At 54.7% G+C, this 23,055-nt stretch carries 22 protein-coding genes and 1 tRNA gene; 20 read left to right on the top strand and 3 right to left on the bottom strand.

Annotation, left to right across the window (positions count from 1 at the left end):
* Positions 1–27: 27 nt before the first annotated feature.
* Positions 28–114: transfer RNA gene (locus tag IR195_RS03375), tRNA-Leu, on the bottom strand.
* A 113-nt stretch (positions 115–227) separates the two neighbouring features.
* Here IR195_RS03375 and queA point away from each other — a divergent pair.
* The 5 genes from queA (at position 228) to secF (ending at position 5,834) form a co-directional block, all read left to right on the top strand.
* Positions 228–1,259 (top strand): tRNA preQ1(34) S-adenosylmethionine ribosyltransferase-isomerase QueA, encoded by a 1,032-nt coding sequence (gene queA, locus IR195_RS03370; protein ID WP_206048742.1) that lies wholly within the window; start codon positions 228–230, stop codon positions 1,257–1,259.
* A gap of 64 nt (positions 1,260–1,323) precedes the next feature.
* Positions 1,324–2,442 carry a tRNA guanosine(34) transglycosylase Tgt gene (gene tgt, locus IR195_RS03365; RefSeq protein WP_125753431.1) on the top strand — a complete coding sequence of 373 codons (1,119 nt, stop codon included), beginning with the start codon at positions 1,324–1,326 and terminating at the stop codon, positions 2,440–2,442.
* 71 nt (positions 2,443–2,513) lie between these two features.
* On the top strand, positions 2,514–2,840 hold the full coding sequence (gene yajC / locus IR195_RS03360) for a preprotein translocase subunit YajC (RefSeq protein ID WP_038481485.1): 327 nt from the start codon (positions 2,514–2,516) through the stop codon (positions 2,838–2,840).
* Between the two features lie 135 nt (positions 2,841–2,975).
* On the top strand, positions 2,976–4,829 hold the full coding sequence (gene secD, locus IR195_RS03355; RefSeq protein ID WP_146944738.1) for a protein translocase subunit SecD: 1,854 nt from the start codon (positions 2,976–2,978) through the stop codon (positions 4,827–4,829).
* Positions 4,830–4,907: 78 nt separating this feature from the next.
* The gene (gene secF, locus IR195_RS03350) at positions 4,908–5,834 is read left to right on the top strand and encodes a protein translocase subunit SecF (RefSeq protein WP_125745637.1); all 927 of its coding nucleotides are present in this window, start codon (positions 4,908–4,910) and stop codon (positions 5,832–5,834) included.
* Between the two features lie 73 nt (positions 5,835–5,907).
* Here the strand turns inward: secF and IR195_RS03345 are convergent, their stop codons facing one another.
* Positions 5,908–7,074, bottom strand: coding sequence for an S-(hydroxymethyl)glutathione dehydrogenase/class III alcohol dehydrogenase (locus IR195_RS03345; protein WP_125745635.1), 1,167 nt, complete (start codon positions 7,072–7,074; stop codon positions 5,908–5,910).
* Between the two features lie 202 nt (positions 7,075–7,276).
* Between IR195_RS03345 and IR195_RS03340 the strand changes: the two genes are divergently transcribed.
* The gene (locus IR195_RS03340; protein WP_206048741.1) at positions 7,277–8,317 is read left to right on the top strand and encodes a GlxA family transcriptional regulator; all 1,041 of its coding nucleotides are present in this window, start codon (positions 7,277–7,279) and stop codon (positions 8,315–8,317) included.
* A 72-nt stretch (positions 8,318–8,389) separates the two neighbouring features.
* Here IR195_RS03340 and IR195_RS03335 read toward each other — a convergent pair whose 3' ends face one another.
* Complete coding sequence (locus IR195_RS03335) at positions 8,390–9,184, bottom strand: inositol monophosphatase family protein (protein ID WP_089039136.1); 795 nt, start codon at positions 9,182–9,184, stop codon at positions 8,390–8,392.
* A 142-nt stretch (positions 9,185–9,326) separates the two neighbouring features.
* On the opposite strand from IR195_RS03335, the gene trmJ reads away from it, so the two are divergent.
* From trmJ to der, 14 genes are all read left to right on the top strand, one after another.
* A complete protein-coding gene (trmJ, locus tag IR195_RS03330; protein ID WP_125745631.1) occupies positions 9,327–10,073 on the top strand; it encodes a tRNA (cytosine(32)/uridine(32)-2'-O)-methyltransferase TrmJ in 747 nt (248 codons plus the stop codon).
* 173 nt (positions 10,074–10,246) lie between these two features.
* On the top strand, positions 10,247–11,200 hold the full coding sequence (cysE, locus tag IR195_RS03325) for a serine O-acetyltransferase (protein WP_146944744.1): 954 nt from the start codon (positions 10,247–10,249) through the stop codon (positions 11,198–11,200).
* A 76-nt stretch (positions 11,201–11,276) separates the two neighbouring features.
* On the top strand, positions 11,277–11,744 hold the full coding sequence (gene iscR, locus IR195_RS03320; protein WP_038481467.1) for a Fe-S cluster assembly transcriptional regulator IscR: 468 nt from the start codon (positions 11,277–11,279) through the stop codon (positions 11,742–11,744).
* A 31-nt stretch (positions 11,745–11,775) separates the two neighbouring features.
* On the top strand, positions 11,776–12,942 hold the full coding sequence (locus IR195_RS03315; RefSeq protein ID WP_206048740.1) for an aminotransferase class V-fold PLP-dependent enzyme: 1,167 nt from the start codon (positions 11,776–11,778) through the stop codon (positions 12,940–12,942).
* Positions 12,943–12,998: 56 nt separating this feature from the next.
* The gene (locus IR195_RS03310; protein ID WP_125745625.1) at positions 12,999–13,325 is read left to right on the top strand and encodes a HesB/IscA family protein; all 327 of its coding nucleotides are present in this window, start codon (positions 12,999–13,001) and stop codon (positions 13,323–13,325) included.
* A gap of 165 nt (positions 13,326–13,490) precedes the next feature.
* Positions 13,491–13,916, top strand: coding sequence for a nucleoside-diphosphate kinase (gene ndk, locus IR195_RS03305; RefSeq protein WP_038481458.1), 426 nt, complete (start codon positions 13,491–13,493; stop codon positions 13,914–13,916).
* 85 nt (positions 13,917–14,001) lie between these two features.
* Positions 14,002–15,186, top strand: a complete 1,185-nt coding sequence (gene rlmN, locus IR195_RS03300) for a dual-specificity RNA methyltransferase RlmN (RefSeq protein WP_125745623.1) — start codon at positions 14,002–14,004, stop codon at positions 15,184–15,186.
* Between the two features lie 204 nt (positions 15,187–15,390).
* Positions 15,391–16,125: a type IV pilus biogenesis/stability protein PilW gene (pilW, locus tag IR195_RS03295; protein WP_125745621.1), complete on the top strand. Its 735-nt coding sequence runs from the start codon at positions 15,391–15,393 to the stop codon at positions 16,123–16,125.
* Positions 16,126–16,164: 39 nt separating this feature from the next.
* Positions 16,165–17,163, top strand: coding sequence for a RodZ domain-containing protein (locus IR195_RS03290; RefSeq protein WP_206048739.1), 999 nt, complete (start codon positions 16,165–16,167; stop codon positions 17,161–17,163).
* 8 nt (positions 17,164–17,171) lie between these two features.
* A complete protein-coding gene (ispG, locus tag IR195_RS03285; RefSeq protein ID WP_146944750.1) occupies positions 17,172–18,287 on the top strand; it encodes a flavodoxin-dependent (E)-4-hydroxy-3-methylbut-2-enyl-diphosphate synthase in 1,116 nt (371 codons plus the stop codon).
* Positions 18,288–18,372: 85 nt separating this feature from the next.
* A complete protein-coding gene (gene hisS, locus IR195_RS03280) occupies positions 18,373–19,668 on the top strand; it encodes a histidine--tRNA ligase (protein ID WP_206048738.1) in 1,296 nt (431 codons plus the stop codon).
* A 76-nt stretch (positions 19,669–19,744) separates the two neighbouring features.
* Complete coding sequence (locus IR195_RS03275; protein WP_206048737.1) at positions 19,745–20,404, top strand: YfgM family protein; 660 nt, start codon at positions 19,745–19,747, stop codon at positions 20,402–20,404.
* The gene (gene bamB, locus IR195_RS03270) at positions 20,401–21,585 is read left to right on the top strand and encodes an outer membrane protein assembly factor BamB (RefSeq protein ID WP_146944756.1); all 1,185 of its coding nucleotides are present in this window, start codon (positions 20,401–20,403) and stop codon (positions 21,583–21,585) included. The genes IR195_RS03275 and bamB overlap by 4 nt, the downstream gene beginning before the upstream one ends.
* Entirely contained in the window at positions 21,582–22,985 is a 1,404-nt protein-coding gene (gene der / locus IR195_RS03265) for a ribosome biogenesis GTPase Der (RefSeq protein WP_206048736.1), read from the top strand. Before bamB ends, der begins: the two co-directional genes overlap by 4 nt.
* Positions 22,986–23,055: the final 70 nt, after the last annotated feature.

The raw sequence follows: 23,055 nt of genomic DNA, 5'->3' as shown, positions 1-23,055 counted from the left end.
AGCGATAAATCGCTAAGCCCTTGAATTTGGTGCCGGTGGCCAGACTCGAACTGGCACACCCGTAAAGGCGGCGGATTTTGAATCCGCTGCGTCTACCAATTCCGCCACACCGGCAATGGCTGCGCATTATACGTAGATAACCTCACAGGTCAATCACATTGACTGACTTTATCTATCTAAAGCGCTATCCTATGCCGCCTGTTTGACCACTGATAAGAGCCATTTCCATGCAGCGCGCGGATTTTCATTTCGAGCTACCCGACGAGCTAATTGCTCGCTACCCTTCTGAGCAGCGCAGCGACTGCCGTTTGCTATGCGTGGATGGCCAAAGCGGCGCGCTTGAGCATCGCCAGTTTGCTGATTTACTTGAACTACTCGAACCCGGCGACTTGCTGGTATTCAATGATACGCGCGTCATTCCAGCACGCTTGCACGGTCACAAGGCTAGCGGCGGTAAAGTAGAAATGCTGCTGGAGCGCCCGCTGGATAGCCACCGCGGTTTGGCACATATCCGTTCGAGTAAATCACCTAAGCCTGGCACCGAGCTGATCTTTGAAGGCGACATTCATGCGGTGGTTGAAGGCCGCCGCGATGCACTGTTTGAGCTGCGCTTTTTAGGCGACACGCCAATGATTACGCTGCTTGAAAAGCATGGCCATATGCCACTGCCGCCCTATATCACCCGTGACGATGAGCTGAGTGATCGGGAACGCTATCAAACGGTGTATGCCCGCCGCGACGGTGCAGTAGCAGCGCCTACCGCGGGGCTTCACTTTGATCAACCGTTGTTGGATGCCCTGGCCGAGAAAGGCGTTAACAGTGCCTTTGTGACCTTGCACGTCGGCGCTGGCACCTTTCAGCCAGTGCGCGTCGACAACATCCTTGAACACCATATGCATAGCGAGTGGATTGAGGTGTCTGAGACCGCCTGTCAACAAGTGCGTGACACTCAGGCTGCGGGGAAACGGATCATTGCCGTCGGCACTACCAGCGTGCGCTGCTTAGAAAGCGCTTGCCTGAAAAGTAGCGACGGCCAGATTGCCCCCTACAGCGGCGACACCGATATCTTTATCTACCCTGGCTACGAATGGCGCTGTGTAGATGCTCTGATAACTAATTTCCACCTGCCCGAGTCGACCCTGCTGATGCTGGTCTCTGCATTTGCCGGCTATGACCACATGATGCGGGCATACCGCACGGCAGTTGACGAGCGCTACGCGTTCTTTAGTTATGGCGATGCCATGCTGCTGACCCGCTAAACACGATACGTCCAGCGCCTTAACCGATTATTGACGAGTTATTTAGATGCGAAACGAATGTTTTATGCGCTTTGAGCGCCTAGCCGACGATGGCCGTGCACGCCGGGGGCGCTTGCACTTCCCCCGCGGTACCGTCGAAACCCCGGCCTTTATGCCGGTGGGCACCTACGGCACGGTGAAGGGCATGACACCTGACTCCGTGAAAGAGATTGGCGCAGAAATCATTCTCGGCAACACCTTTCACCTATGGCTGCGCCCAGGCACCGACGTGATTGAAGCCCATGGCGACTTGCATGATTTTGCCCAATGGGACAAACCTATCCTGACCGATTCCGGCGGTTTTCAGGTTTTTTCCTTAGGCGAAATGCGCAAAATTACCGAGCAAGGCGTTCACTTCCGCTCACCGGTCGATGGCAGCAAGGTATTTATGGGGCCAGAAGAATCCATGGCCGTGCAGCGCTCGTTGGGCTCTGACGTAGTGATGATTTTCGACGAGTGCACGCCGTACCCAGCCACTTTTGAAGAAGCCGAAAAATCCATGGAGCTTTCGCTACGCTGGGCGAAACGCTCACGCGAGGCTCATGGTGATTCGCCTTCGGCGCTGTTCGGCATTATTCAAGGCGGCATGCACCCTGAACTTCGCGAACGCTCATTAAAAGGGCTACTTGAGATTGGCTTTGATGGCTTAGCCATTGGTGGCTTGTCGGTAGGCGAACCCAAAGAAGAGATGATCAAGGTACTCGATTATCTACCGACGTGGATGCCTGACGACACCCCGCGCTACCTGATGGGCGTTGGCAAACCAGAAGACTTGGTAGAGGGTGTGCGTCGCGGCGTCGACATGTTCGATTGCGTAATGCCTACTCGTAATGCGCGCAACGGCCACCTGTTCACCTCCGAGGGTACGGTCAAGATCCGTAACGCTAAGCACCGCTTTGATACCCAACCGCTTGATGCTGAGTGTGACTGCTATACCTGCAAAAATTTCTCACGAGGCTACTTGCACCACCTGGATCGTTGTAACGAAATGCTCGGCTCCATGCTCAATACCATCCATAACTTACGCTACTATCAGCGGGTAATGGCTGATTTGCGCGCGGCAATCGAAGCGGGTACATTGACGACCTTTGTGGAAGGCTTTTATGCCCAGCGCGGCCTGCCAGTGCCTCCCCTAGCGAATTAATCGCCATCCGCCATTGGCGGGTGGTTTAATCGGTTCACCCATTGAGTTTTCTAACCCAGGAGTTCTCTGCAATGCTGGATTTCTTCATCTCACCAGCCCATGCCCAAGAAGCCGCTGCCGGCGGTGGCATCGCGCAAATTGTCATGCTGGTTGGTTTTGTGCTGATTTTTTACTTCCTGCTGTGGCGCCCCCAGGCAAAGCGCGCTAAGCAGCACAAACAGCTGGTAACTGGCTTGGCCAAAGGCGATGAGGTCGTCATCGGTGGCGGTCTTGTTGGTCGTGTTACCAAAGTTAGTGATGAGTTCCTAACGCTGGAAGTTTCTGAAGGCACCGAAGTTAACGTGCAGAAAAATGCCGTTGCTGCCGTACTGCCTAAAGGCACTATTAAGTCCATCTAACGCCTGCATCTCCCCCCTGCCGACCCAGTGCCAGCCACCCCGGCAGGGGTGACATGGTAGCCACGATGGTGAACTTTGCTGTGCGCGGTCTGTCCGTGCACAGCAATTCCGTTTGTAATTGAAGGCAGGGCTTGCATGCTCAACCGTTACCCCCTGTGGAAGTATCTGCTGATACTGGTCGTCCTGGTGGTTGGCCTTATCTATTCGCTTCCCAATTTATTCCCCGCAGATCCCGCCATCCAGGTTAGCGATGCCCAGGGCGATTCGCTGGATGAACGGCAAATATCCCGCGTTGAAGAAGCGCTCATTGATAGCGATATCAGCATTAAGGCCATTGAAGAAACGAATGGCCAATGGTTGATTCGCCTTCAGAGTGATGATGATCAGCTAGACGCCCGCGATATTGCCGCAGATGTATTGGGTAGTGACGCGACTGTCGCACTCAACCTCGCTGACGCCACCCCTGGTTGGCTGCAAGCCTTTTCCGCATCTCCCATGACACTGGGCCTCGATTTACGTGGAGGCGTGCACTTCTTACTCGAAGTAGACATGGATGCCGCCCTTACCCAGCGCTTGGAAGTGAATGCCAGCGCCATGCGTGAACTGCTACGCGGAGAGCGCATTCGCTATCGCAACACCACCATCGACGAGCGTTCGCTGTCAATCAGCTTTGGTAGCGCTGAAGACCGCGATACTGCTCGGCGCTTGATTAGCCGCGACTTCCCTAATTTTGAGTACAGCAATGAAGGCGATGGTCGTGCTTCCAACCTAGTCATGACGCTCAGCGACCAAACGGTTAACGAGATTCAGGACTATGCGATCAATCAAAACTTAACCACGCTGCGTAACCGCGTTAACGAGCTGGGCGTCGCTGAGCCGATGGTTCAACGCCAAGGTCCTAGTCAAATCGTGGTTGAACTGCCCGGCGTTCAAGATACCGTGGCTGCAAAGCGTATTGTGGGTGCAACGGCAAACCTAGAGTTTCGCCTGGAAGCTCGCAACGATACGCCTGACACGGAAACCGAACGTCTAGAGTTCCGTAACGACCCAACACGCTCGGCAGAGCTGATGCGCGATGTCATCATTACCGGTGATAGCGTATCCAGTGCCAGCAATAGCTTTGATGAAAATGGTCGCCCCCAGGTCAACATTAACTTGGACGGCACCGGCGGCACGTTAATGAACCGCGCCACGCGAACCAACATCGGTCGCAATATGGCGGTATTGTTCATTGAACATAAAAGCGAAGATCGCGTAGAAATCGACCCTGAAACGGGCGAAGAAACGATTATTCGAGAGCCCTACGTCGAACGCGGCTTAATCAGCCTTGCCACCATCCAAAGTGCTCTGGGCAATAGCTTCCGCATTACCGGTTTAGACTCACCAACGGAAGCTGCTGAGCTTGCCCTTCTGCTCCGCTCTGGTTCACTGGCCGCTCCTATCTACTTTGTCCAAGAACGCACTATTGGGCCAAGCTTAGGTGCCGAAAACATTGAGCGTGGCCTGCTGTCGGTACAAATCGGCCTATTACTGGTCGTGCTGTTTATGCTGGTGCGCTACAAAGTGTTCGGGGTATTTGCCAACATTGCCCTAGCGCTAAACCTAACGCTGCTCGTCGCGGTTATGTCGATGCTAGGCGCTACGTTAACACTACCAGGCATCGCCGGGATTGTGCTGACGCTAGGCATGGCAGTTGATGCCAACGTGCTGATATTCGAGCGCATACGCGAAGAATTGCGCAACGGCATGTCAATTCAGCAAGCAATCTATGCGGGCTACGAGCGCGCTTTCACCTCTATCGTGGATGCCAACATCACCACGCTGCTGGTAGCGGTGATTCTGTTCTCGATCGGCACCGGCCCAGTGAAAGGGTTTGCCGTTACGCTCTCCATTGGCATTTTGACATCCATGTTCACGGCACTACTGGTAACGCGCGCCATGGTCAACCTGACCTACGGCGGCAAACCCGTCAAAAAGCTGTGGATTTAAACACATGGATCTCAATGGCATAGATTTGAAAAGCATGGATCTGAACCACGTGCTTAGCCCAGAATTTAAGAGGTGGTAATGAAACCCCTATCACAACTGCGAATCGACTTTATGGGGCGGCGCAACCTTGCGTTTATCGTCTCTGCCTTGATGCTAATCATCTCGATTGGCGCGATTATTTTTCAGCAGCTAAATCTCGGACTGGACTTCACCGGCGGCACCCTGGTGGAAGTGCGCTACGGCGCAGTCCCTTCCTTAGACGCGATTCGCCAATTGCTCGAAGACAGTGGTTTCCAAGACGTGTCGGTGCAAACATTTGGCGCATCAACAGAAATACTTATCCGCATTCAGCAAGCGTTCGATGCGGATGTCGGTAACGATGTTGTCAGTCTGCTACGTGCCAATGGCGATAGCGTTAATCTTGTGCGGGCCGAGTTTGTCGGTGCGCAGGTAGGCGACCAACTTCGCGACCAAAGCGGCTTAGGCCTTCTAGTGGCATTAGGCGTGGTGATGCTTTACGTTGCCTTTCGCTTTCAATACAAGTTCGCTATTGGTGCCCTGCTAGCCTTGCTGCACGATGTCATCATTGTTGTAGGCGTCTTCGCGCTGTTCAAGCTTGAGTTCGATCTAACGGTTCTGGCAGCGATTTTGGCCGTTATCGGCTACTCGCTAAACGATACGATCGTTGTTTATGACCGTATTCGCGAGACTATTCGAACATCGCGTATTGATGATATGCCGCAAATCTTCAACGAAGCGATCAATGCCACCCTGTCCCGCACGCTCGCCACTTCTGGTACTACGGTACTGGTGTTGCTGGCGCTGCTGCTATTAGGCGGCGACATGATCGAGAACTTCGCTATTGCGCTGTTAATTGGCATCGTGGTGGGTACGTTCTCATCAATTTATATCTCAGGTGCGTTACTGATTCCGCTCAAGCTTTCACGGGAAGACCTTATTCCCACCAAGAAAGAGACGGATGAAGAGGAAGAAGAGCTGCCCTAATCGCGGGGTTGCCGCCAACGAAAAGGCCCTGCCGGTCACCCGGCAGGGCCTTTTCTTTCATCATTTTACGCGCCTAGCTAATAGGTACGATTTTGCCCGCCAAGCCACTAGGTTGCATGGTCTCCTTGGGCTGGAAGTGAATCACCGAACGGATCGACTCACCCGCATGGAGCAGGTCGAAGGCCGTGTTGATCTGATCGTGGGTCATGTTGTGCGTGATGTAAGGATCGACATCGAAATCTCCCCGCAACCACTCATCGACCATGCCCGGCAACTGGCTACGTCCCAACACGCCACCGAACGCTGACCCCCGCCACACGCGCCCGGTGACCAGCTGGAAGGGACGCGTTGCAATCTCCTCCCCGGCACCGGCTACACCGATCACCGTACACTCCCCCCACCCTTTGTGACAGCACTCGAGCGCAGCACGCATGACGTTGACGTTGCCGATGCACTCGAAGGAGAAATCCACTCCGCCGTTGGTCATCTCGACGATCACTTCCTGGATGGGCTGATTGAAATCCGCGGGGTTAACACACTCCGTCACCCCCATGTCCCGCGCCAGGGCAAACTTGTTGGGATTGGTGTCGATGCCGATGATACGTCCGGCGCCCACCATCTTGGCACCCTGGATCACCGCCATGCCCACCGCTCCCAAACCGAACACCGCCACCGTCGCCCCCGGCGTCACCTTGGCGGTATTGCGCACGGCGCCCATACCGGTCGGCACAGCGCACCCCATGACGCTCGCCTTGGCCAGAGGCGCCTCTTTGGCAATTTTGGCCACGGCAATCTCGGGCAGTACCGTATACTCGCTAAAGGTGCTGGTTCCCATGTAGTGATGGATCATCTTCCCTTTATAGGAGAAGCGCGAGGTGCCGTCCGGCATGACGCCACGGCCTTGGGTTTCGCGAATGGTCTGGCACAGGTTGGTCTTGCCCGACTGGATATAGGGGCAGTTGGGGTCCTCCGGGGTGTACAGCGGAATCACATGATCCCCGGGCTTCACCGAGGTGACACCGCGGCCGACTTCTTCAACGATGCCTACCCCTTCGTGGCCCAGTACGGCAGGAAACAGCCCTTCCGGATCGCGGCCCGACAGCGTGAACATATCGGTGTGGCAGAGGCTAGTGGTGACAATGCGCACCAGCACTTCGCCCTGCTTGGGCCCCTCCAAATCGATCTCTTCGATCTCCAGTGGGCGGTTGGGCTCCCAGGCAATCGCTGCACGTGTTTTCATCTCGTCTCTCCTCGGGTGAACGTGATAGATATGATATAACATCACTAAAAAAGTCGTTGACTGAGTATCGGCCGAATCAGGACAACGTACCCCTGGATCGAGCCATCGAACGTCCAGCTGGGAAGGCATGAGGTGGTATTGGGAGGAGGTATTGGGAGGAGGTATTGGGAGGAGATATTGGGAGGAGATATTGGGAGGCCGTATGAAAAACAGCGAGACAAACGAGTGTTTAGACGTGGCGAGCGACAACGTCCACCGCGTACACCTGATCGTTTATCCGGGGTTCAAATTCATGGAGGCGGCCGGCGCGCTGAGCGTCTTCAGCTACGCCAACGAGCGCCTCGCTGCCCGCGGTGAGACGTTTCATTACCACGTATCGCTGGTCGCGCCACGGCCAGGTCCAGTGGCCTCGGACATCCATATCTGCCTGGAGGCCGAAGGCACGCTGCCCGAAACGGAAGCGCTAGAGACGGTGGTGGTGGTCGGTGCAGTCAATATCGAACGCGCGCTGGAGCATGAGCGCTCCCTGGTCGCCTGGTGTCGGCAGCGCAGCGGCGATGCCCAGCGTTTTGCCGCGCTGTGCACAGGCTCGTTCTTCCTCGCCGAGGCGGGGTTGCTCGACCAACGTCAGACGGCCACCCACTGGCGCTTTGCACCGCTGCTTCAAGCGCGCTACCCCACCCTAAAGGTGGATGCCGATGCCATTTTCGTGCAGGACGGCCACTTCTGGACCTCGGCGGGAGTCACCGCCGCCATCGATCTAGCGCTTGCCTTTGTCGAGCAGGATCTCGGCCGTGACCTCGCGCTGGACGTGGCCAGGGACCTCGTGGTGTATCTCAAGCGTCCCGGCGGTCAATCGCAGTTCAGCGCGGCCCTGACCAGCCAAATGACCGGCTCTCCCAGCATGCGCGCGCTGCAGCACTGGATCGGTGAGCGGCTCGACCAGCCGCTCACGCTGGCCGACATGGCCAACAAAGCGGGGATGAGCCCACGCCATTTCAGTCGCACCTTCATGGCGGAACTCGGCATGACCCCTACCACCTGGCTGGAGAACGCTCGCTGCGAAAGGGCCAAGGCGCTGCTACTCGACACCGAGCTGCCGATGAAAAGCATCGCCTGGCGCACGGGGTTCAGCTCCAGCGAGCGCATGCGCAAGGTGTTTTCCCGGCGCTACACGCTAACTCCCACCGCCTACCGAGCCCGCTTCAAAACCACCCGTGACGAACCGCAGGCTGACGCCTAACCAGTTTTCTACGACAACGCCCTACCCGGGTCTCGGCAGAGCGTTGTTCGTATCAAACGCAGCAAGGCTCGATCAGAAGTGTGGCGCCAACTGCTTGATGAGCGCCTTGTACAGACGCGGCCCAGCAGCCATCAGTTGACCTTCAGCGGCCACCGTCGGCTTGCCGTCAGGCGTACCCATCAATGCACCGGCTTCTTTCAGCAATAGCGTTCCCACCTGCATATCTTGCTCTTCAAGTCCCAGAACAAAGACGCTGTCCACACGCCCACAGGCAAGCTCACAAATATCCAGCAGGCCGCTACCAGATGCCAACATGGCGTCTACTTGGGGGGCTAACTGCTGAGTAATAGTCAGGTAAGCTGGCAAATGGCTGGGGCGCAGCCAGGTTTCGGGCAGGCTCATCGCTATCCGCGTACCGCTAATGGCAGTAGGCTTACTAACACGCATGCGTTTATCGTTGTGCTGGGCACCGCGACCACGGCTGGCGATATACTCATCGTCAGAAAACGGACAGATAATTACCGCGTGTTCGGGGCGATCTTTAACGAGACACACCACTGAGAGAGCAAAGCCCTTACCTGCCACTGCTAAATTGGAATAGCCGTGCATTGGTTCAATTTTCCAGACGATATCAGCGCCTTCGCCTTCACCCGCTTTATGGGGCGTATAGCGACCACTGAAGCCGTGCAGGGGATACCCACGCTGCAGCTGTTGAACAATGGTGGCCTCTGCTTTGCGAGCGGTGTCTTCTAGCAAGCGGTCGAGGTTAAATTCATCGTGAGCATTTTCAATACGTTCACGAACACGTAAAAAGTGTTCAACAGCGCCACGCGCAGCGCGCAGCGTAAATTGGACCATAGGATTCATGATCGGGCCTTGTCACAGTGATGTTAAAGAACGGAGGCAGTGGCAGGACTGCTTTGGCGGGCAATTCTAACAGAGCCCTCTCGGGCATGCTATCGACTCATGCTAAACTGCGCGTTTTCCGCACTTGATTACCGAGCCCATTATGCTTGAGCGCATCCGTATTGTTCTTATTGGCACTAGCCATCCTGGTAATATTGGCGGCGTCGCCCGCGCCATGCACAACATGGGCTTAGCCGATTTAGCCCTAGTGGCGCCGCGCTGTGAGGTGATTACCCAAGACAGCATTTCACGCGCGTCGGGAGCCGACCATCTGCTTCATCAGGCAAACGTTCATACCTCTCTTGAAGACGCCGTTGCTGACTGCACGCTCGCCGTGGGCGCTAGCGCCCGTTCGCGCACGCTACCCTGGCCAATGATTTCCCCACGCGCGCTGGCCGAGCGCCTGCCCAGCGAGTGCCAGCCCGACAATGCACGTGTCGCTCTGGTATTTGGCCGCGAGGACAGTGGCTTAACCAATGCCGAGCTGCAGCGTTGCCATGCCCATGTGCATATTCCCACCAATGCGGATTTCAGTTCACTAAACCTGGCCGCCGCCGTTCAGGTGATTGCCTATGAGTGCCGCATGGCATGGCTAAGCCAACAGGATAGCGTTAGCGCCGCTGAAGAACCGGATGATGCGCTAGCCACCCATGCCGAACTAGAGCGCTACTTTGAGCATTTGGAGCGCACGCTGATAGCCATTGAATTTCATGACCCTGCACAGCCGCGCCAACTGATGGCAAGATTGCGTCGTCTATACCTACGCGCTCGCCCTGAAAAAATGGAGATGAATATTCTGCGTGGCATTCTTTCGGCAACCGAAAAAGCGACCGACAAACATCGTCCATAGCGCTGACCACCGCTGCGGCTTGGGCAACCGAAGCTTGAAGTCGCATCGACGCGCCCCAACATCATTTTTTTGGCGCCGCGCTGCATTGAACTAACTATATTTTAAGTACCATATTCCCAGCCCCATATTCCAAGAGCTTATAACTGCCGCCCTTTAACGCCCAAGGATCACCCATGTTTCAACGCCTGCGTGAAGACATTAACAGCGTATTCGACCGCGACCCAGCGGCACGTAACTTTCTTGAGGTGCTGACCAACTATCCCGGCCTGCACGCCCTTCTGCTTCACCGCTGTGGCCACTGGCTGTGGAAGAAAAATTTTAAATGGTTGGCGCGAACGCTATCGACGTTTTCCCGCTGGCTGACCGGCATTGAGATCCACCCTGGCGCCACTATTGGCCGCCGCTTCTTTATTGATCACGGCATGGGCGTAGTGATTGGCGAAACAGCGTTAGTCGGCGATAACGTGACCCTTTATCAAGGCGTTACCTTAGGCGGCACCAGTTGGAATAAGGGTAAACGTCATCCTACGCTCGAAGATGGTGTGATTGTTGGTGCTGGCGCTAAGATCCTTGGCCCGTTCACCGTAGGCGCGGGAGCTAAAATTGGCTCTAATGCGGTGGTCACCAAAGAAGTACCTTCCGGCGCAACGGTGGTGGGTATTCCCGGTAAGATCGTTAAGCGCGCCGACCCCGATGTGGAGGAAGCGTTAGATGTTGACCCGGCTCGCCGCGAAGCGATTTGCCAAAAATTTGGCTTCGATGCTTACGGTGTTAGTCAGGACATGCCCGACCCTGTGGCACGCTCGATGCAGGCGATGCTTGATCACATGCACGCCGTGGATGAGCGCATTGAACGTATGTGCTCGACACTGCGTAAATTAGATGCCAGCTATCGCGACGGCCAACTCCCGGCCCTGCGTGATGAAGATTTCGCCGACATTCTTGATGAAAACGACACAGGCTGCCCAGGGGTTGGCAAACACAGTTCCGAGCCAAAAGCCAACGCCGAGGCGACCGAGACAGCCGCCGCCAGTACGCAGCAAACCGCTCCTGATTCAACGGCTAAATCACCATCTGACGCAGCAGCTGACTCAACCTCTGATTCAACGACATCGCGCAATAGTTGACCAAAGCACTCAGGATTTCCATAATGGCGCTACATTTGCCGTAAGTGCGCTGAGGTTCAGCGTCGAGGTGCCTGTCATGCGCTTGACCACTAAAGGCCGTTACGCCGTTACCGCCATGCTTGATTTGGCGATAAATACCCCTCAAGGCCCGACCAGCTTGGGGGATATTTCTCAGCGTCAGGAAATTTCGCTCTCATATCTTGAGCAACTATTTGCGCGCCTGCGCCGAGCGGGCCTCGTTAGCAGCGTACGCGGTCCTGGTGGTGGCTATCTACTGGCTAAACCAGCCGAAGACATCAGCGTTTCTCAAGTGATTGATGCCGTTAATGAGACCGTGGATGCAACACGTTGCCAGGGGCTTTCAGACTGCCAACAAGGCGACACCTGCCTAACCCATCACCTGTGGTGTGACCTATCAGGGCAGATTCGTAACTTCCTTGATGACACCAGCCTTGCACAACTGATGCAGCGCCCCGATGTTATACGCATTGCCTCCCGGCAAAAGCAACGCGTTGAAGCAGGCATTCTCGCCTCATCCCCTTAACGGCTTTCACCGCACGTTGGACTCTATGACGATGACTTCCTCCCCTTCGCTGCCGATTTATTTGGATTATGCCGCAACCACACCGGTAGATCCCTGTGTGGCCGACGTCATGCAGCGCTATTTAACCGCTGATCAGCTGTTTGCCAACCCTGCCTCGCGCAGCCACATGTTAGGCTGGCAGGCGGAACAAGTGGTAGAGCAAGCTCGCCGTCAAGTCGCCGACACCATTGGCGCGGACCCACGTGAAGTGGTTTGGACCAGCGGTGCCACTGAGGCCAACAATCTAGCGCTAATTGGCTATATGCGCGCCAATCGTGAGCGCGGCATGCATCTGGTGACGTCTACCATTGAGCATAAAGCAATCGTGGATACCGCCAACGCCCTGGAAAGCGAAGGTTTTGAAGTGACCTGGCTGACGCCTGGGCAGGACGGGCGTACCTCGCCAGAACAGTTGCGTGCCGCTATGCGAGACGACACGGCACTCGTGTCATTAATGGCGGTCAATAACGAACTGGGTAGCATTAATGATATAGCGGCGCTGGCAGAGGTTGCCCATGAATTTGGGGCTGTTTTTCATACTGATGCAGCCCAAGCAGTGGGACGCATTCCATTAGATGTGGTGGCGCAACAAATTGATTTAATGTCGCTATCTGGACATAAAGCTTATGGCCCCAAGGGCATTGGCGCGCTTTACGTTAAACGCCATCCAGATATACGCATAGAAGCACTAATCCATGGCGGCGGCCACGAACGAGGCATGCGCTCTGGCACGCTTCCGACTCATCAAATTGCCGGTATGGGTGAAGCGTTTGCGCTAATGCAAAGCCATCACCAGGAAGATCGAGCTCACATTGCCCAGCTACACGCGCGCTTCCTAAAAGGGCTAGAAGATATTGAGGGTGTGGTTGCCAACTCGCCGCTGGAAAATGCCGTTCCCAATATTATCAACCTGGCATTTAAAGGGGTAGACGGTGAATCTCTATTGATGGCGCTGCGCGACGTTGCTGTGTCAACCGGATCTGCCTGCAACTCTGCTAGCGTCGACCCTTCTTACGTTTTATTGGCAATCGGCACATCGCGCGCCCTGGCACTCTCATCGCTACGCTTTAGCTTTGGGCGTTTCACCACTGACGACGACATTGATCATGCGCTGACACTACTGCGCCACGCGTTAAGCGGACTCCGCTCAACGCGTTAAACGGCTGATGCCACACTTGGCAATCAACCTACCGACTTTTTGAAGGAGGACGCCCGATGGCAACTCTCAACATCACCCCCGCTGCTGCTCAGCAAATCCGTCACGTTCTCGATGAGCGTGGCCAAGGGCTTGGGCTGCGCGTTTCTGTAAAGCCTAGTGGCTGCTCAGGCTATAGCTACGTACTCGACTTTGCCGATGAGGTAAGCGATGACGAAATTCACGTTGAGGAGCACGGCGCTAGCGTGTATATCGCTCCAGACGCGCTAGAAATACTCAACGGTAGTGAAGTTGACTACGTAAGCGAAGGGCTGAATCGCTTTTTCCGTTTCAACAATCCTAACGTTAAAGATGAGTGCGGCTGTGGCGAAAGCTTCACGGTCTAAGCGTTTAGCGCTGCATCACCGGTATTCATCACCCCCTTGAGGCGCTATAATCGCGGCCACTCGGCAATCGGTAATGCACCACAGCCCTGCCGACTCTTTTTTCCTGCGCCGCCTCGGCTTTCCGGGGCGGCACTTCTGCTTTATGCCTCTTAAGGAGATTCCACCATGGCAATTGAACGTACTCTTTCTATCATCAAGCCTGATGCCGTTGCTAAAAATGCGATTGGCGACATCATTTCTCGCTTTGAAAAAGCAGGCTTGAAAGTTGTTGCTGCGAAGATGGTTCATCTTTCTGAAGAAAAAGCAGGCGGTTTCTACGCCGAGCATAAAGAGCGTCCTTTCTTTAAAGACCTGGTTGGCTTCATGACCTCTGGCCCGGTTGTTGTTCAGGTACTGGAAGGCGAAGGCGCTATTGCTAAAAACCGCGATCTGATGGGAGCTACTAACCCGAAAGAAGCGGCACCTGGCACTATCCGCGCTGACTTTGCGGAAACAATCGACGCCAACGCTGTCCATGGTTCTGATTCTCCGGAAAGCGCTGAGCGCGAAATTAGCTACTTCTTCGGTAACGACGAAATTTGCCCGCGCTAAACCAAGCGTGCCGCCGATTCAACATCCGTTGCCGGCCATTTTCGCGGGGGCTATGCCCCCGCCTTTTCTCTGAACGCTGACCGCCATGACCACTACCGTAGCTCAACATACGCCTGCCTCTTTTTCCTCGACCGAAAGCGAACCTGCCGCCACTAATGCGCCAGAGCGCCAGAACCTGCTGGGCATGTCTCGCGAGCAGATGGAAGACTTCTTTTTGTCGATTGGCGAAAAGAAGTTTCGCGCTGCTCAGCTAATGAAGTGGATTCACCAGGAAGGTAGCGATGATTTTGCTGCCATGACGAATCTATCCAAACCGCTGCGTGAAAAACTGGCTCGGCTAGCGGAGATTCGTGGTCCTAGCGTTGTCTATGAAGGCACGTCCAACGACGGCACACGCAAGTGGGTTCTGGAAGTAGAAGATGGCAGCTACGTGGAAACGGTGCTGATTCCGGCGGAAAACGGTAAACGCCGGACGCTATGCGTCTCTTCCCAGGTAGGCTGTTCATTAGACTGCAGCTTTTGCTCAACGGGCAAACAAGGCTTTCAGCGCAACCTAACCGCTGCCGAAATTATCGGCCAAGTTTGGGTCGCCCAGCGTAGCGTAGGCCCGCGTCGCGATACTGCTAATCGCCCGGTGACTAACGTAGTCATGATGGGGATGGGTGAGCCACTGCTTAACTTTGATAACGTCGTGCCAGCGATGAAGCTGATGCTCGACGACAACGGCTACGGACTTTCCAAACGCCGCGTCACGCTTTCCACGTCTGGCGTTGTGCCGATGATAGATAAGCTTGGCGATGAGATCGACGTAAGCTTAGCCATTTCGTTGCACGCTTCTACTGATGAACTACGCAACGAGCTGGTACCGATCAACCGTAAATATAATATTCGCGCGCTGCTGGATGCCTGTCACCGTTACCTATCCAAATGCCCGGATAACCGTCAGGTTACCATCGAATATACGCTCATTAGAGATGTCAATGATCAGCAGGAGCATGCCGAGCAACTGGCGGCGCTGTTAAAAGAACTGCCCTGCAAAATCAACCTAATACCGTTCAACCCGTTTCCTAACTCAGGCTACGAAAAGCCCTCACGCAACCAAGTGATGCGCTTTCAGCAGTGGTTATACGACCTGGGCTATAACGCCACTGTACGCATTACCCGGGGCGACGATATCGACGCTGCTTGCGGCCAGCTGGTAGGAAAGGTGAAAGACCGCACTAAGCGAAGTGCGCGCTATATTCAGTCTGTACAGCTTGATGCGGACTAAACCACCGCTATCTTGACTTCCGTCGAGTGCGGCGCTTTGATGGACACGTTTTCAAACGGCCACAAGCGCCCAAGTTTGTCGGCTAACGACGCGTCTAATGGTCACTGCAAGATGGCTCTTGGAAGATAGTACTTTGAAGACGGTTCGTGGAAGATGGCTCTTTGAAGACGGTTCTTTGAAGACGATTACTACAAGAGGGTGTACATGATCGGTCACCGCTGGCGGCTTTACCCATCCCGGGGTCACATGCTGTGTGTGCTAGTAAGCAGCATGTTGTTAGCTGGCTGTGCCACTTCAGATAGCACGTCTTCGCAGGCAGGCGATGGCGCTGCAGACGCTTACACCCAGCTAGGCGTTGCTTACTTAGAACGCGACAACTTAACCCGCGCGCTCAGCGCGCTTGATCGTGCGCTTGAAATTAATCCACGCAACGCCGAGGCACTTCAGGCGCTTGCGCTGGTCTATCAACAGCAGAGTGAAAATGAGCTTGCAAATCGCTATTTTCAGCAAGCGATTAACATAGCTCCCTCTTTAACACGTGCGCGTAATAATTACGCAGCGTTTTTATATCAGCAGGGGCAGTTCAACGCCGCTTGCGAACAGTTAGAAATAGCATCTCATGATGCCCAATATGCCAATCGTGCCCAGCTATTTACTAATTTAGGGCAGTGTTATTTGGCAGCCGACAATATTGATGAAGCACGCAAACGCCTATTGCGTGCCGTGAGCATTGATCCACGTAGCCCGCGTGGATATTTATTATTAGCCGAACTTGAAGTTTCACAGGGCAATGATGGTCAAGCCTGGGAGCCGCTGCAGCGTTACTTGCAGCTGGCCGGGCAAGATCCAGTCGCGTTGGAAATGGCGATCGACATCGCCCACGCCCGTGGTGATCACGCTGCGGCTGCGAACTACCAACGCTTATTGAATATTGACTAACGGTGCCCTGGCCACCTAATTATTGAAGGATGCTCAGCTATGAGCGATACACAATCATACGATAATGTTACGACCTCTAGCCCAACTGCCTCACCCGGCGAGCTTCTCTCACGTCAACGCGAAGCACTCGGCGTACCGCTTACCGATGCCGCACGGGCGCTTAATTTACGCCCGGCGGTTGTCGACGGTTTAGAACAAGATAACTACGAAGAAATCCCTGTTGCCGCTTATCGCCGGGGCTATTTACGTGCTTACGCCAAGTACCTAGGCATGGATGATCGTTTAGTGCTTGAGGCCTACCAAGCTAGCCATGGGAATACAGAGACAGATCGCCGAGTGACCCCTGTTTCAGTCACTCGGCCACCATCGCGTATTGGCGCATGGTTATTTAAGCTAGTCACCCTACTCGTCATTGTTGCCTTAATTGCCGTCACGGTAATGTGGTGGCAAAGCCGTGGCGGCAGTGAGCCCCCCAGCATGGGGAGCAACCCTTCTCTAGAAGAAGGTGGTTCCAGCGACATGCCAGCCGACAATGCAACACCAGCGACGGAACAAGCGCTGGTTGCCACACCTCAGCTATCTAACAGTGCCCCCGCACAACAAACCGGCACAGCCGAGGGAGTCGATGAGGGAGCGGCTAACGCCGCAACGGCTGCCATTGAGTCAGCCTCTGAGTCGCCTACATCTGCCGAAGAGACACAAGCTGCTGAGCTAACCTCTACCGATACCGCTGAACAAACAGATACCGCCGCTGATAGTGAAGACACCACGACCGAAACAGCGCCAGCCACAAACCCGAACCTGCTTGAACTTACGTTTAACGAGCAGTCGTGGACTGAAATCTTTGATGCCAATAACCAACGGGTGTTCGTTGGTCTGCAAACGCCTGGCACCACAGCAAGTGTTGAGGGCGAACCGCCTTTTCGTTTAACTATCGGCAATGCCACCGGCGTAGAGCTGCGCTATGAAGGCGAGGACGTTAACCTTGTCCAGCGCGCCGGTGCCAATAACGTTGCCCGCTTTACATTGGGAGAGTGACCCGTCTTATGCACGCCCCTTCTCCGATTAAACGCCGCTTCTCGCGTCAAATTCACGTTGGCAATGTGGCCGTAGGTGGTAATGCACCTATTGCTGTTCAGAGTATGACCAACACCAATACGCTGGACGTTGATGCCACCGTGGCACAAATTCAGCAGTTAGAAACCGCGGGAGCCGATATCGTCCGCGTTTCAGTACCCGATATGGACGCCGCTGAAAGTTTTGGCAAAATTAAGCAGCGGGTCGATGTCCCACTGGTGGCAGACATTCATTTTGACTACAAAATTGCCCTGCGCGTCGCCGAATTAGGTGTCGACTGCTTGCGTATTAACCCAGGTAACATTGGCCGCGAAGATCGCGTACGTGCGGTTGTTAATGCTGCCCGCGATAACGGCATACCGATTCGTATTGGTGTCAATGCCGGGTCGCTAGAGAAAGATCTTCAGAAAAAGTATGGCGAGCCCACTCCCGCAGCGTTAGTGGAGTCGGCCATGCGCCATATTGATTACCTGGACCGGCTTGATTTTCAAGAATTTAAAGTCAGCGTCAAAGCCTCAGATGTGTTTATGGCGGTAGCAGCGTACCGCGATCTGGCTACCCGTATCGAGCAGCCACTCCATCTAGGCATTACCGAAGCTGGCGGCCTGCGTTCGGGTACGGTGAAGTCGTCGATTGGCCTTGGCATGCTGCTAATGGATGGCATTGGTGACACGATTCGCGTATCGCTCGCCGCCGACCCGGTAGAAGAAATCAAAGTCGGCTTTGACATGCTTAAAAGCCTAAGACTGCGAGCCAAAGGCATTAATTTTATTGCCTGCCCCAGTTGCTCACGGCAAAATTTTGATGTTATCAGCACCATGAACCAGCTAGAAGAGCGGCTTGAAGACGTCATGACCCCACTGGACGTGTCGGTGATTGGATGCGTCGTTAATGGCCCGGGTGAAGCAAAAGAAACCGATATTGGCCTAACCGGTGGCTCTCCTGCCAATTTGGTTTACATCGATGGCAAGCCCGCTAGCAAGCTGCGTAACGACCACCTGGTGGATGACCTGGAAAAGCTAATCCGCGAGAAAGTTCGCCAAAAACAGCAGCAAGAAGACGACATGATTGCTCGTAGCATTTAAAAAGCCGAGCAAGTGATACCCAATCTGGGCGGGCATAAGCTTTCTTCTCCCGCCTCAGCGTTGTCTCCCATACAAGGAGTTTTCATTGAGCAAGTCCGCCGCAAAAAAAATTCAAGCTATCCGTGGTATGAATGACTTATTGCCCAGCGAAAGCCCCCGCTGGCAATTTTTTGAAGCCAAAGTGCGTCAGCTGATGCATCGCTATGGCTTTGATGAAATCCGTACGCCCATTGTTGAACAGACGGCGCTATTTGCTCGCTCTATTGGTGAAGTCACCGACATTGTCGAAAAAGAGATGTACACCTTCGATGACCGCAACGGTGACAGCCTCACGCTGAGGCCCGAAGGTACGGCTAGCTGTGTACGGGCAGCGATGGAACATGGCCTGCTGCATAACCAAACGCAACGGTTATGGTATCAAGGCCCGATGTTCCGCCACGAACGTCCGCAAAAAGGCCGCTATCGCCAATTTCATCAGGTAGGCGTAGAAACGTACGGCTTTGATGGACCGGATATCGACGCGGAAGTCATTCTGCTTTCAGCGCGCCTATGGCAAGAGCTAGGCTTACTGGAACATGTAACGCTAGAGCTTAACTCCCTAGGCTCCGCAGAGGCGCGCGCGGCCTATCGCGATAAACTCGTCGCTTATTTTGACCAGCATCACGACGTCCTTGATGATGACTCCAAGCGTCGCCTCACCAGCAACCCACTGCGCATATTGGACTCCAAGAATCCAGCGATGGCGGAAATGCTCAACGGTGCGCCGCAGTTGATGGATCATTTGGACGATGAGTCGCGGACACATTTTGAACAACTCAAAGCAATGCTGGATGCAGCAGGCATTAATTACGTTGTTAACCCACGTTTGGTACGCGGTCTTGATTACTACTGCCGTACGGTATTTGAGTGGACAACCACGGCCCTAGGCAGCCAAGGCACGGTATGTGCAGGCGGTCGCTACGATGGCCTAGTTGAACAGCTAGGCGGAAAGCCCACGCCAGCGGTCGGTTTTGCCATGGGTATCGAGCGCTTAATATTGCTGCTGGAAACATTAGAGCTGATTCCAGAAGAAGCGCTAGGTGGCTGCGATGTTTATCTGCTACCCATGGATGACAACGCTACTATTGTCGCCCTCACCCTGGCTGAAAAACTACGTAGTGAGCTGCCAACCCTTAGGTTGCAGTTACACTGTGGTGGCGGCAGTTTTAAAAGCCGTATGAAAAAAGCGGACAAAAGCAACGCACCGATTGCCGTCTTATTGGGCGAAGATGAGCTAGCAGAGCAAGCCGTAACGCTTAAGTTCCTGCGTGATGATCGCGAACAGTTGCGCGTGTCTCAGGCTGAGCTCAGCGCGACACTGCAAAACCTAGTGCCCCACTAACTTAACTGCCTACTCTCTGGCAGACGAACACTCGCCAGCCGCCCCTGCGGCTGGGCTAAAGAACAGGAGGCCGCCCGTGGCGGAGCTGAGAAGCGAAGAAGAACAGCTAGAGGTAATTAAACGCTGGTGGAAAGAGAACGGAACCTCTCTCATAGCAGGGGCTGTTCTTGCTGCGGCGGGTGTGTTTGGCTGGAATGCATGGCAAAACTATCAAGAAGGCCAGGCAGAAGCCGCCTCCGTGCGTTATCAGCAACTCGTCAATATGACCGCGGGTAACACGTTGGCGGATGATCAGTTAGCCAATGCCCGTGAGCTCATTGTTGACATCACCAGTGACCATGGCGATACCCTCTACGCTGAGCTAGCACAGCTGCTAGGAGCACGTTTAGCCGTTCAACAAGGTGATCTTGAAGCCGCGAAAAGTGCCCTTGAGAACGTGGCTGGCGACTCCTCTCGGCGCTATGTGAAAAGTCTCGCATGGTTGAGATTAGCGCGTATTGAAATTGCCAACGGTGATCCACAAGCCGCCTTGAGCTTGTTAGATGAGTCGATTAGCGATGCCCTGGCAGCTCAGCGGGCCAATGTTCGCGGCGATGCTTACGCGGCGCTAGACCAAACAAAACAAGCGCGAGATGCTTGGCAAACTGCGCTTGAACTGGCCCAAACCCAGAATCAGGCGCTTTACGGCGTACAGCTCAAGCTTGACGATCTCGGCGTCGAAGAGGTGACACAATGATCATGACCAGTCTTCCCAAATCGCTACTTTCAAAGCCGTCTGTGCGCATTACCGTTGGCGCTGTTGCACTCGCCTTGCTAGCAGGCTGTGCCAGTAAAGGCGAACCGGCTGACTCGCCTAAAGAGCTGCGTAGTTTTACAGCAACCTCAACGCTTGATGAGGTATGGGACAGAGACGTAGGCGATGGTCTTGGTCGTGCCCGCTACCCCATTGCTCCGGCTCGCGAAGGCGACAGCGTATTTGCTGCGGATGCCAATGGATTGGTCGCCGCCTTTAACGCCAATAACGGCAACCGTGAGTGGGAAATCGAGCTGGATACGCCTATCTCAAGCGCGCTTAACGCTATTGCAGGTCAGGTTTATTTAGGCACTCGTAACGGCGAGGTTATTTCCCTGGATCAGCGCGACGGCAGTGTCAATTGGCGCTCACGGGTTTCCAGTGAAGTGCTGGCAGCACCTCAAGCGAATCAGCAGCTACTACTGGTGCAGAGCGTTGACGGCCAAATTACCGCGCTCGATCGCGTCACTGGCGAAGAGCGTTGGGTATACGCTAGCCCCCAACCGGCGCTCACCCTTCGGGGTACCGGCACGCCAATGGTCATTGATCCTGTAAGCTTTGTTGGCTTTGCTAACGGACGACTAGCAACATTAGATAACCGCAATGGTCAGCCACTGTGGGAATTACAAATTGCGACTCCCCGCGGACGTAGCGACGTCGACAGGTTGGTTGATCTTGCCGGCCAGCCGGTAGTAACTCCCGACGGTCGACTCTTCGTTACTAGCTATAACGGTAGCGTTGTCGCTTTGGAAGCAACCCGCGGTGGCGTTCTATGGGAAAGCAACATATCTAGCCGCCATACGCCTATTTTGGTAGGTAATATTCTGCTAGTCGTCACTGATGATAGCCACGTCGTAGGCCTGAATGCCGACAATGGACAGGAAGTGTGGCGTAACGATGATCTGGAAGACCGTCGTTTAACCGCCCCTGCGTTTGCAAATGGCCGCGTGGTGGTCGGTGACTTCGAAGGCTACGTTCATCTACTTGATGCCCGCGAAGGCACCATAGTAGGCCGTACGCGCGTGCATAAATCTGGCATTAGCGTGCGTCCTGCCACTGAAGGCAGCACCATTCATGTCCAGGCCAATAATGGTCGCCTGGAAACCCTGGAAGTAACTCCATGACACCCGTCATTGCTTTAGTCGGTCGGCCCAATGTGGGCAAATCGACGTTGTTTAACCGCCTAACCCGCTCACGCGATGCGCTCGTAGCGGACTTTCCTGGCCTTACCCGCGACCGTAAATACGGAAACGGAATGCTCGGCGGCAAAGCGTATACGGTGATTGATACCGGCGGTATCAGCGGTGATGAAGAAGGGATTGATGCGGCAATGGCCGAGCAGTCCCTGGCCGCCATTGATGAAGCCGATATTGTACTGTTCTTAGTAGATGCTCGCGCGGGGCTTAACGTGGCAGATGAAGCCATTGCGAATCACCTGCGCGTTAATCAGAAAAAAACCTGGCTGGTGGTCAACAAGACCGATGGGCTGGAAGAGCATTCGGCCATGGCCGACTTCTGGACCTTAGGGCTTGGCGACCCATGGCCTATTGCTGCCGCCCATGGCCGCAATGTCTCACTGCTTATTGACACAGTGCTGGAGCCGTTTCCCGAACGCGATCCTAGCATTCCTGGGGATACGGGCACCAAAGGCATTCGCATTGGCGTTATTGGCCGTCCCAATGTGGGCAAATCCACACTGGTTAATCGGCTGTTGGGTGAAGAGCGCGTTGTGGTATTTGATGAGGCAGGCACGACCCGCGATGCGATTGAAATCCCGTTCGAGCGTCGTGGCAAGCCTTACGTATTGGTTGATACTGCAGGCATTCGGCGACGCAAAAACGTGCGCGAGATTGCTGAAAAGTTTTCCATTATCAAAACCCTTGATGCAATCAAAGAGTGTCACGTCGCGGTCATGGTACTGGATGCGCGCAGCGGTTTAGTTGAGCAAGATCTCCACCTGCTAGATTACGTGCTAACCACTGGCCGCGCGTTAGTACTGGCCGTCAATAAGTGGGACGGACTGGAAAGCGAAGCGAAAGAGAAAATGCGCGCAGAAATTAAGCGCCGCTTGGGCTTTGCCGAGTATGCCGAGATGCATTTTATCTCCGCCCTACACGGCACCGCTGTGGGTGATCTTTATCCTTCGATCGAACGAGCCTTCAATGCTGCGAACGCTCACTGGTCGACTAACCGATTGACCACGCTGCTCCAAGATGCGGTCAGCCAGCACCCGCCGCCCATGGTTAACGGCCGGCGCATCAAACTGCGCATGGCACACCAAGGTGGTAGCAATCCGCCTATCATCGTCGTGCATGGCAACCAGACTGAATCATTGCCGGAAGCCTATCGCCGCTATCTAACCAACACCTTCCGTAAAGTGTTGAAGGTTCGCGGCACACCAATGCGCTTTGAGTTCCGCTCGGGTAGCAACCCGTTTGACCACATGGCCGGGGCAAGCGATAAAGAGAAAGCCAAAAAACGCGAGCTCAACCGTACTAAAGAAGCACGTAAAAGCCGCCGCTGAAGCTAACTCATTGATCTATCAAACGCCTGCTGACTCTGATCAGCAGGCGTTTTGGTTGATAGCCCCCATT

The organism is Vreelandella venusta (genome assembly GCF_015689495.1).
GTDB classification, from domain to species: domain Bacteria; phylum Pseudomonadota; class Gammaproteobacteria; order Pseudomonadales; family Halomonadaceae; genus Vreelandella; species Vreelandella venusta.
This window is presented reverse-complemented; position numbering and strand designations above follow the sequence as displayed.

Coding starts and splice junctions, on each gene's coding strand:
- IR195_RS03340 (WP_206048741.1), top strand. CDS start 7,277: ATGAAAAACAGCGAGACAAACGAGTGTTTAGACGTGGCGAGCGACAAC.
- pilW (WP_125745621.1), top strand. CDS start 15,391: ATGATCGGTCACCGCTGGCGGCTTTACCCATCCCGGGGTCACATGCTG.
- IR195_RS03335 (WP_089039136.1), bottom strand. CDS start 9,184: ATGAATCCTATGGTCCAATTTACGCTGCGCGCTGCGCGTGGCGCTGTT.
- secD (WP_146944738.1), top strand. CDS start 2,976: ATGCTCAACCGTTACCCCCTGTGGAAGTATCTGCTGATACTGGTCGTC.
- yajC (WP_038481485.1), top strand. CDS start 2,514: ATGCTGGATTTCTTCATCTCACCAGCCCATGCCCAAGAAGCCGCTGCC.
- trmJ (WP_125745631.1), top strand. CDS start 9,327: ATGCTTGAGCGCATCCGTATTGTTCTTATTGGCACTAGCCATCCTGGT.
- ndk (WP_038481458.1), top strand. CDS start 13,491: ATGGCAATTGAACGTACTCTTTCTATCATCAAGCCTGATGCCGTTGCT.
- cysE (WP_146944744.1), top strand. CDS start 10,247: ATGTTTCAACGCCTGCGTGAAGACATTAACAGCGTATTCGACCGCGAC.
- tgt (WP_125753431.1), top strand. CDS start 1,324: ATGCGCTTTGAGCGCCTAGCCGACGATGGCCGTGCACGCCGGGGGCGC.
- IR195_RS03345 (WP_125745635.1), bottom strand. CDS start 7,074: ATGAAAACACGTGCAGCGATTGCCTGGGAGCCCAACCGCCCACTGGAG.
- rlmN (WP_125745623.1), top strand. CDS start 14,002: ATGACCACTACCGTAGCTCAACATACGCCTGCCTCTTTTTCCTCGACC.
- iscR (WP_038481467.1), top strand. CDS start 11,277: ATGCGCTTGACCACTAAAGGCCGTTACGCCGTTACCGCCATGCTTGAT.
- der (WP_206048736.1), top strand. CDS start 21,582: ATGACACCCGTCATTGCTTTAGTCGGTCGGCCCAATGTGGGCAAATCG.
- secF (WP_125745637.1), top strand. CDS start 4,908: ATGAAACCCCTATCACAACTGCGAATCGACTTTATGGGGCGGCGCAAC.
- IR195_RS03290 (WP_206048739.1), top strand. CDS start 16,165: ATGAGCGATACACAATCATACGATAATGTTACGACCTCTAGCCCAACT.
- ispG (WP_146944750.1), top strand. CDS start 17,172: ATGCACGCCCCTTCTCCGATTAAACGCCGCTTCTCGCGTCAAATTCAC.
- IR195_RS03310 (WP_125745625.1), top strand. CDS start 12,999: ATGGCAACTCTCAACATCACCCCCGCTGCTGCTCAGCAAATCCGTCAC.
- IR195_RS03315 (WP_206048740.1), top strand. CDS start 11,776: ATGACTTCCTCCCCTTCGCTGCCGATTTATTTGGATTATGCCGCAACC.
- queA (WP_206048742.1), top strand. CDS start 228: ATGCAGCGCGCGGATTTTCATTTCGAGCTACCCGACGAGCTAATTGCT.
- bamB (WP_146944756.1), top strand. CDS start 20,401: ATGATCATGACCAGTCTTCCCAAATCGCTACTTTCAAAGCCGTCTGTG.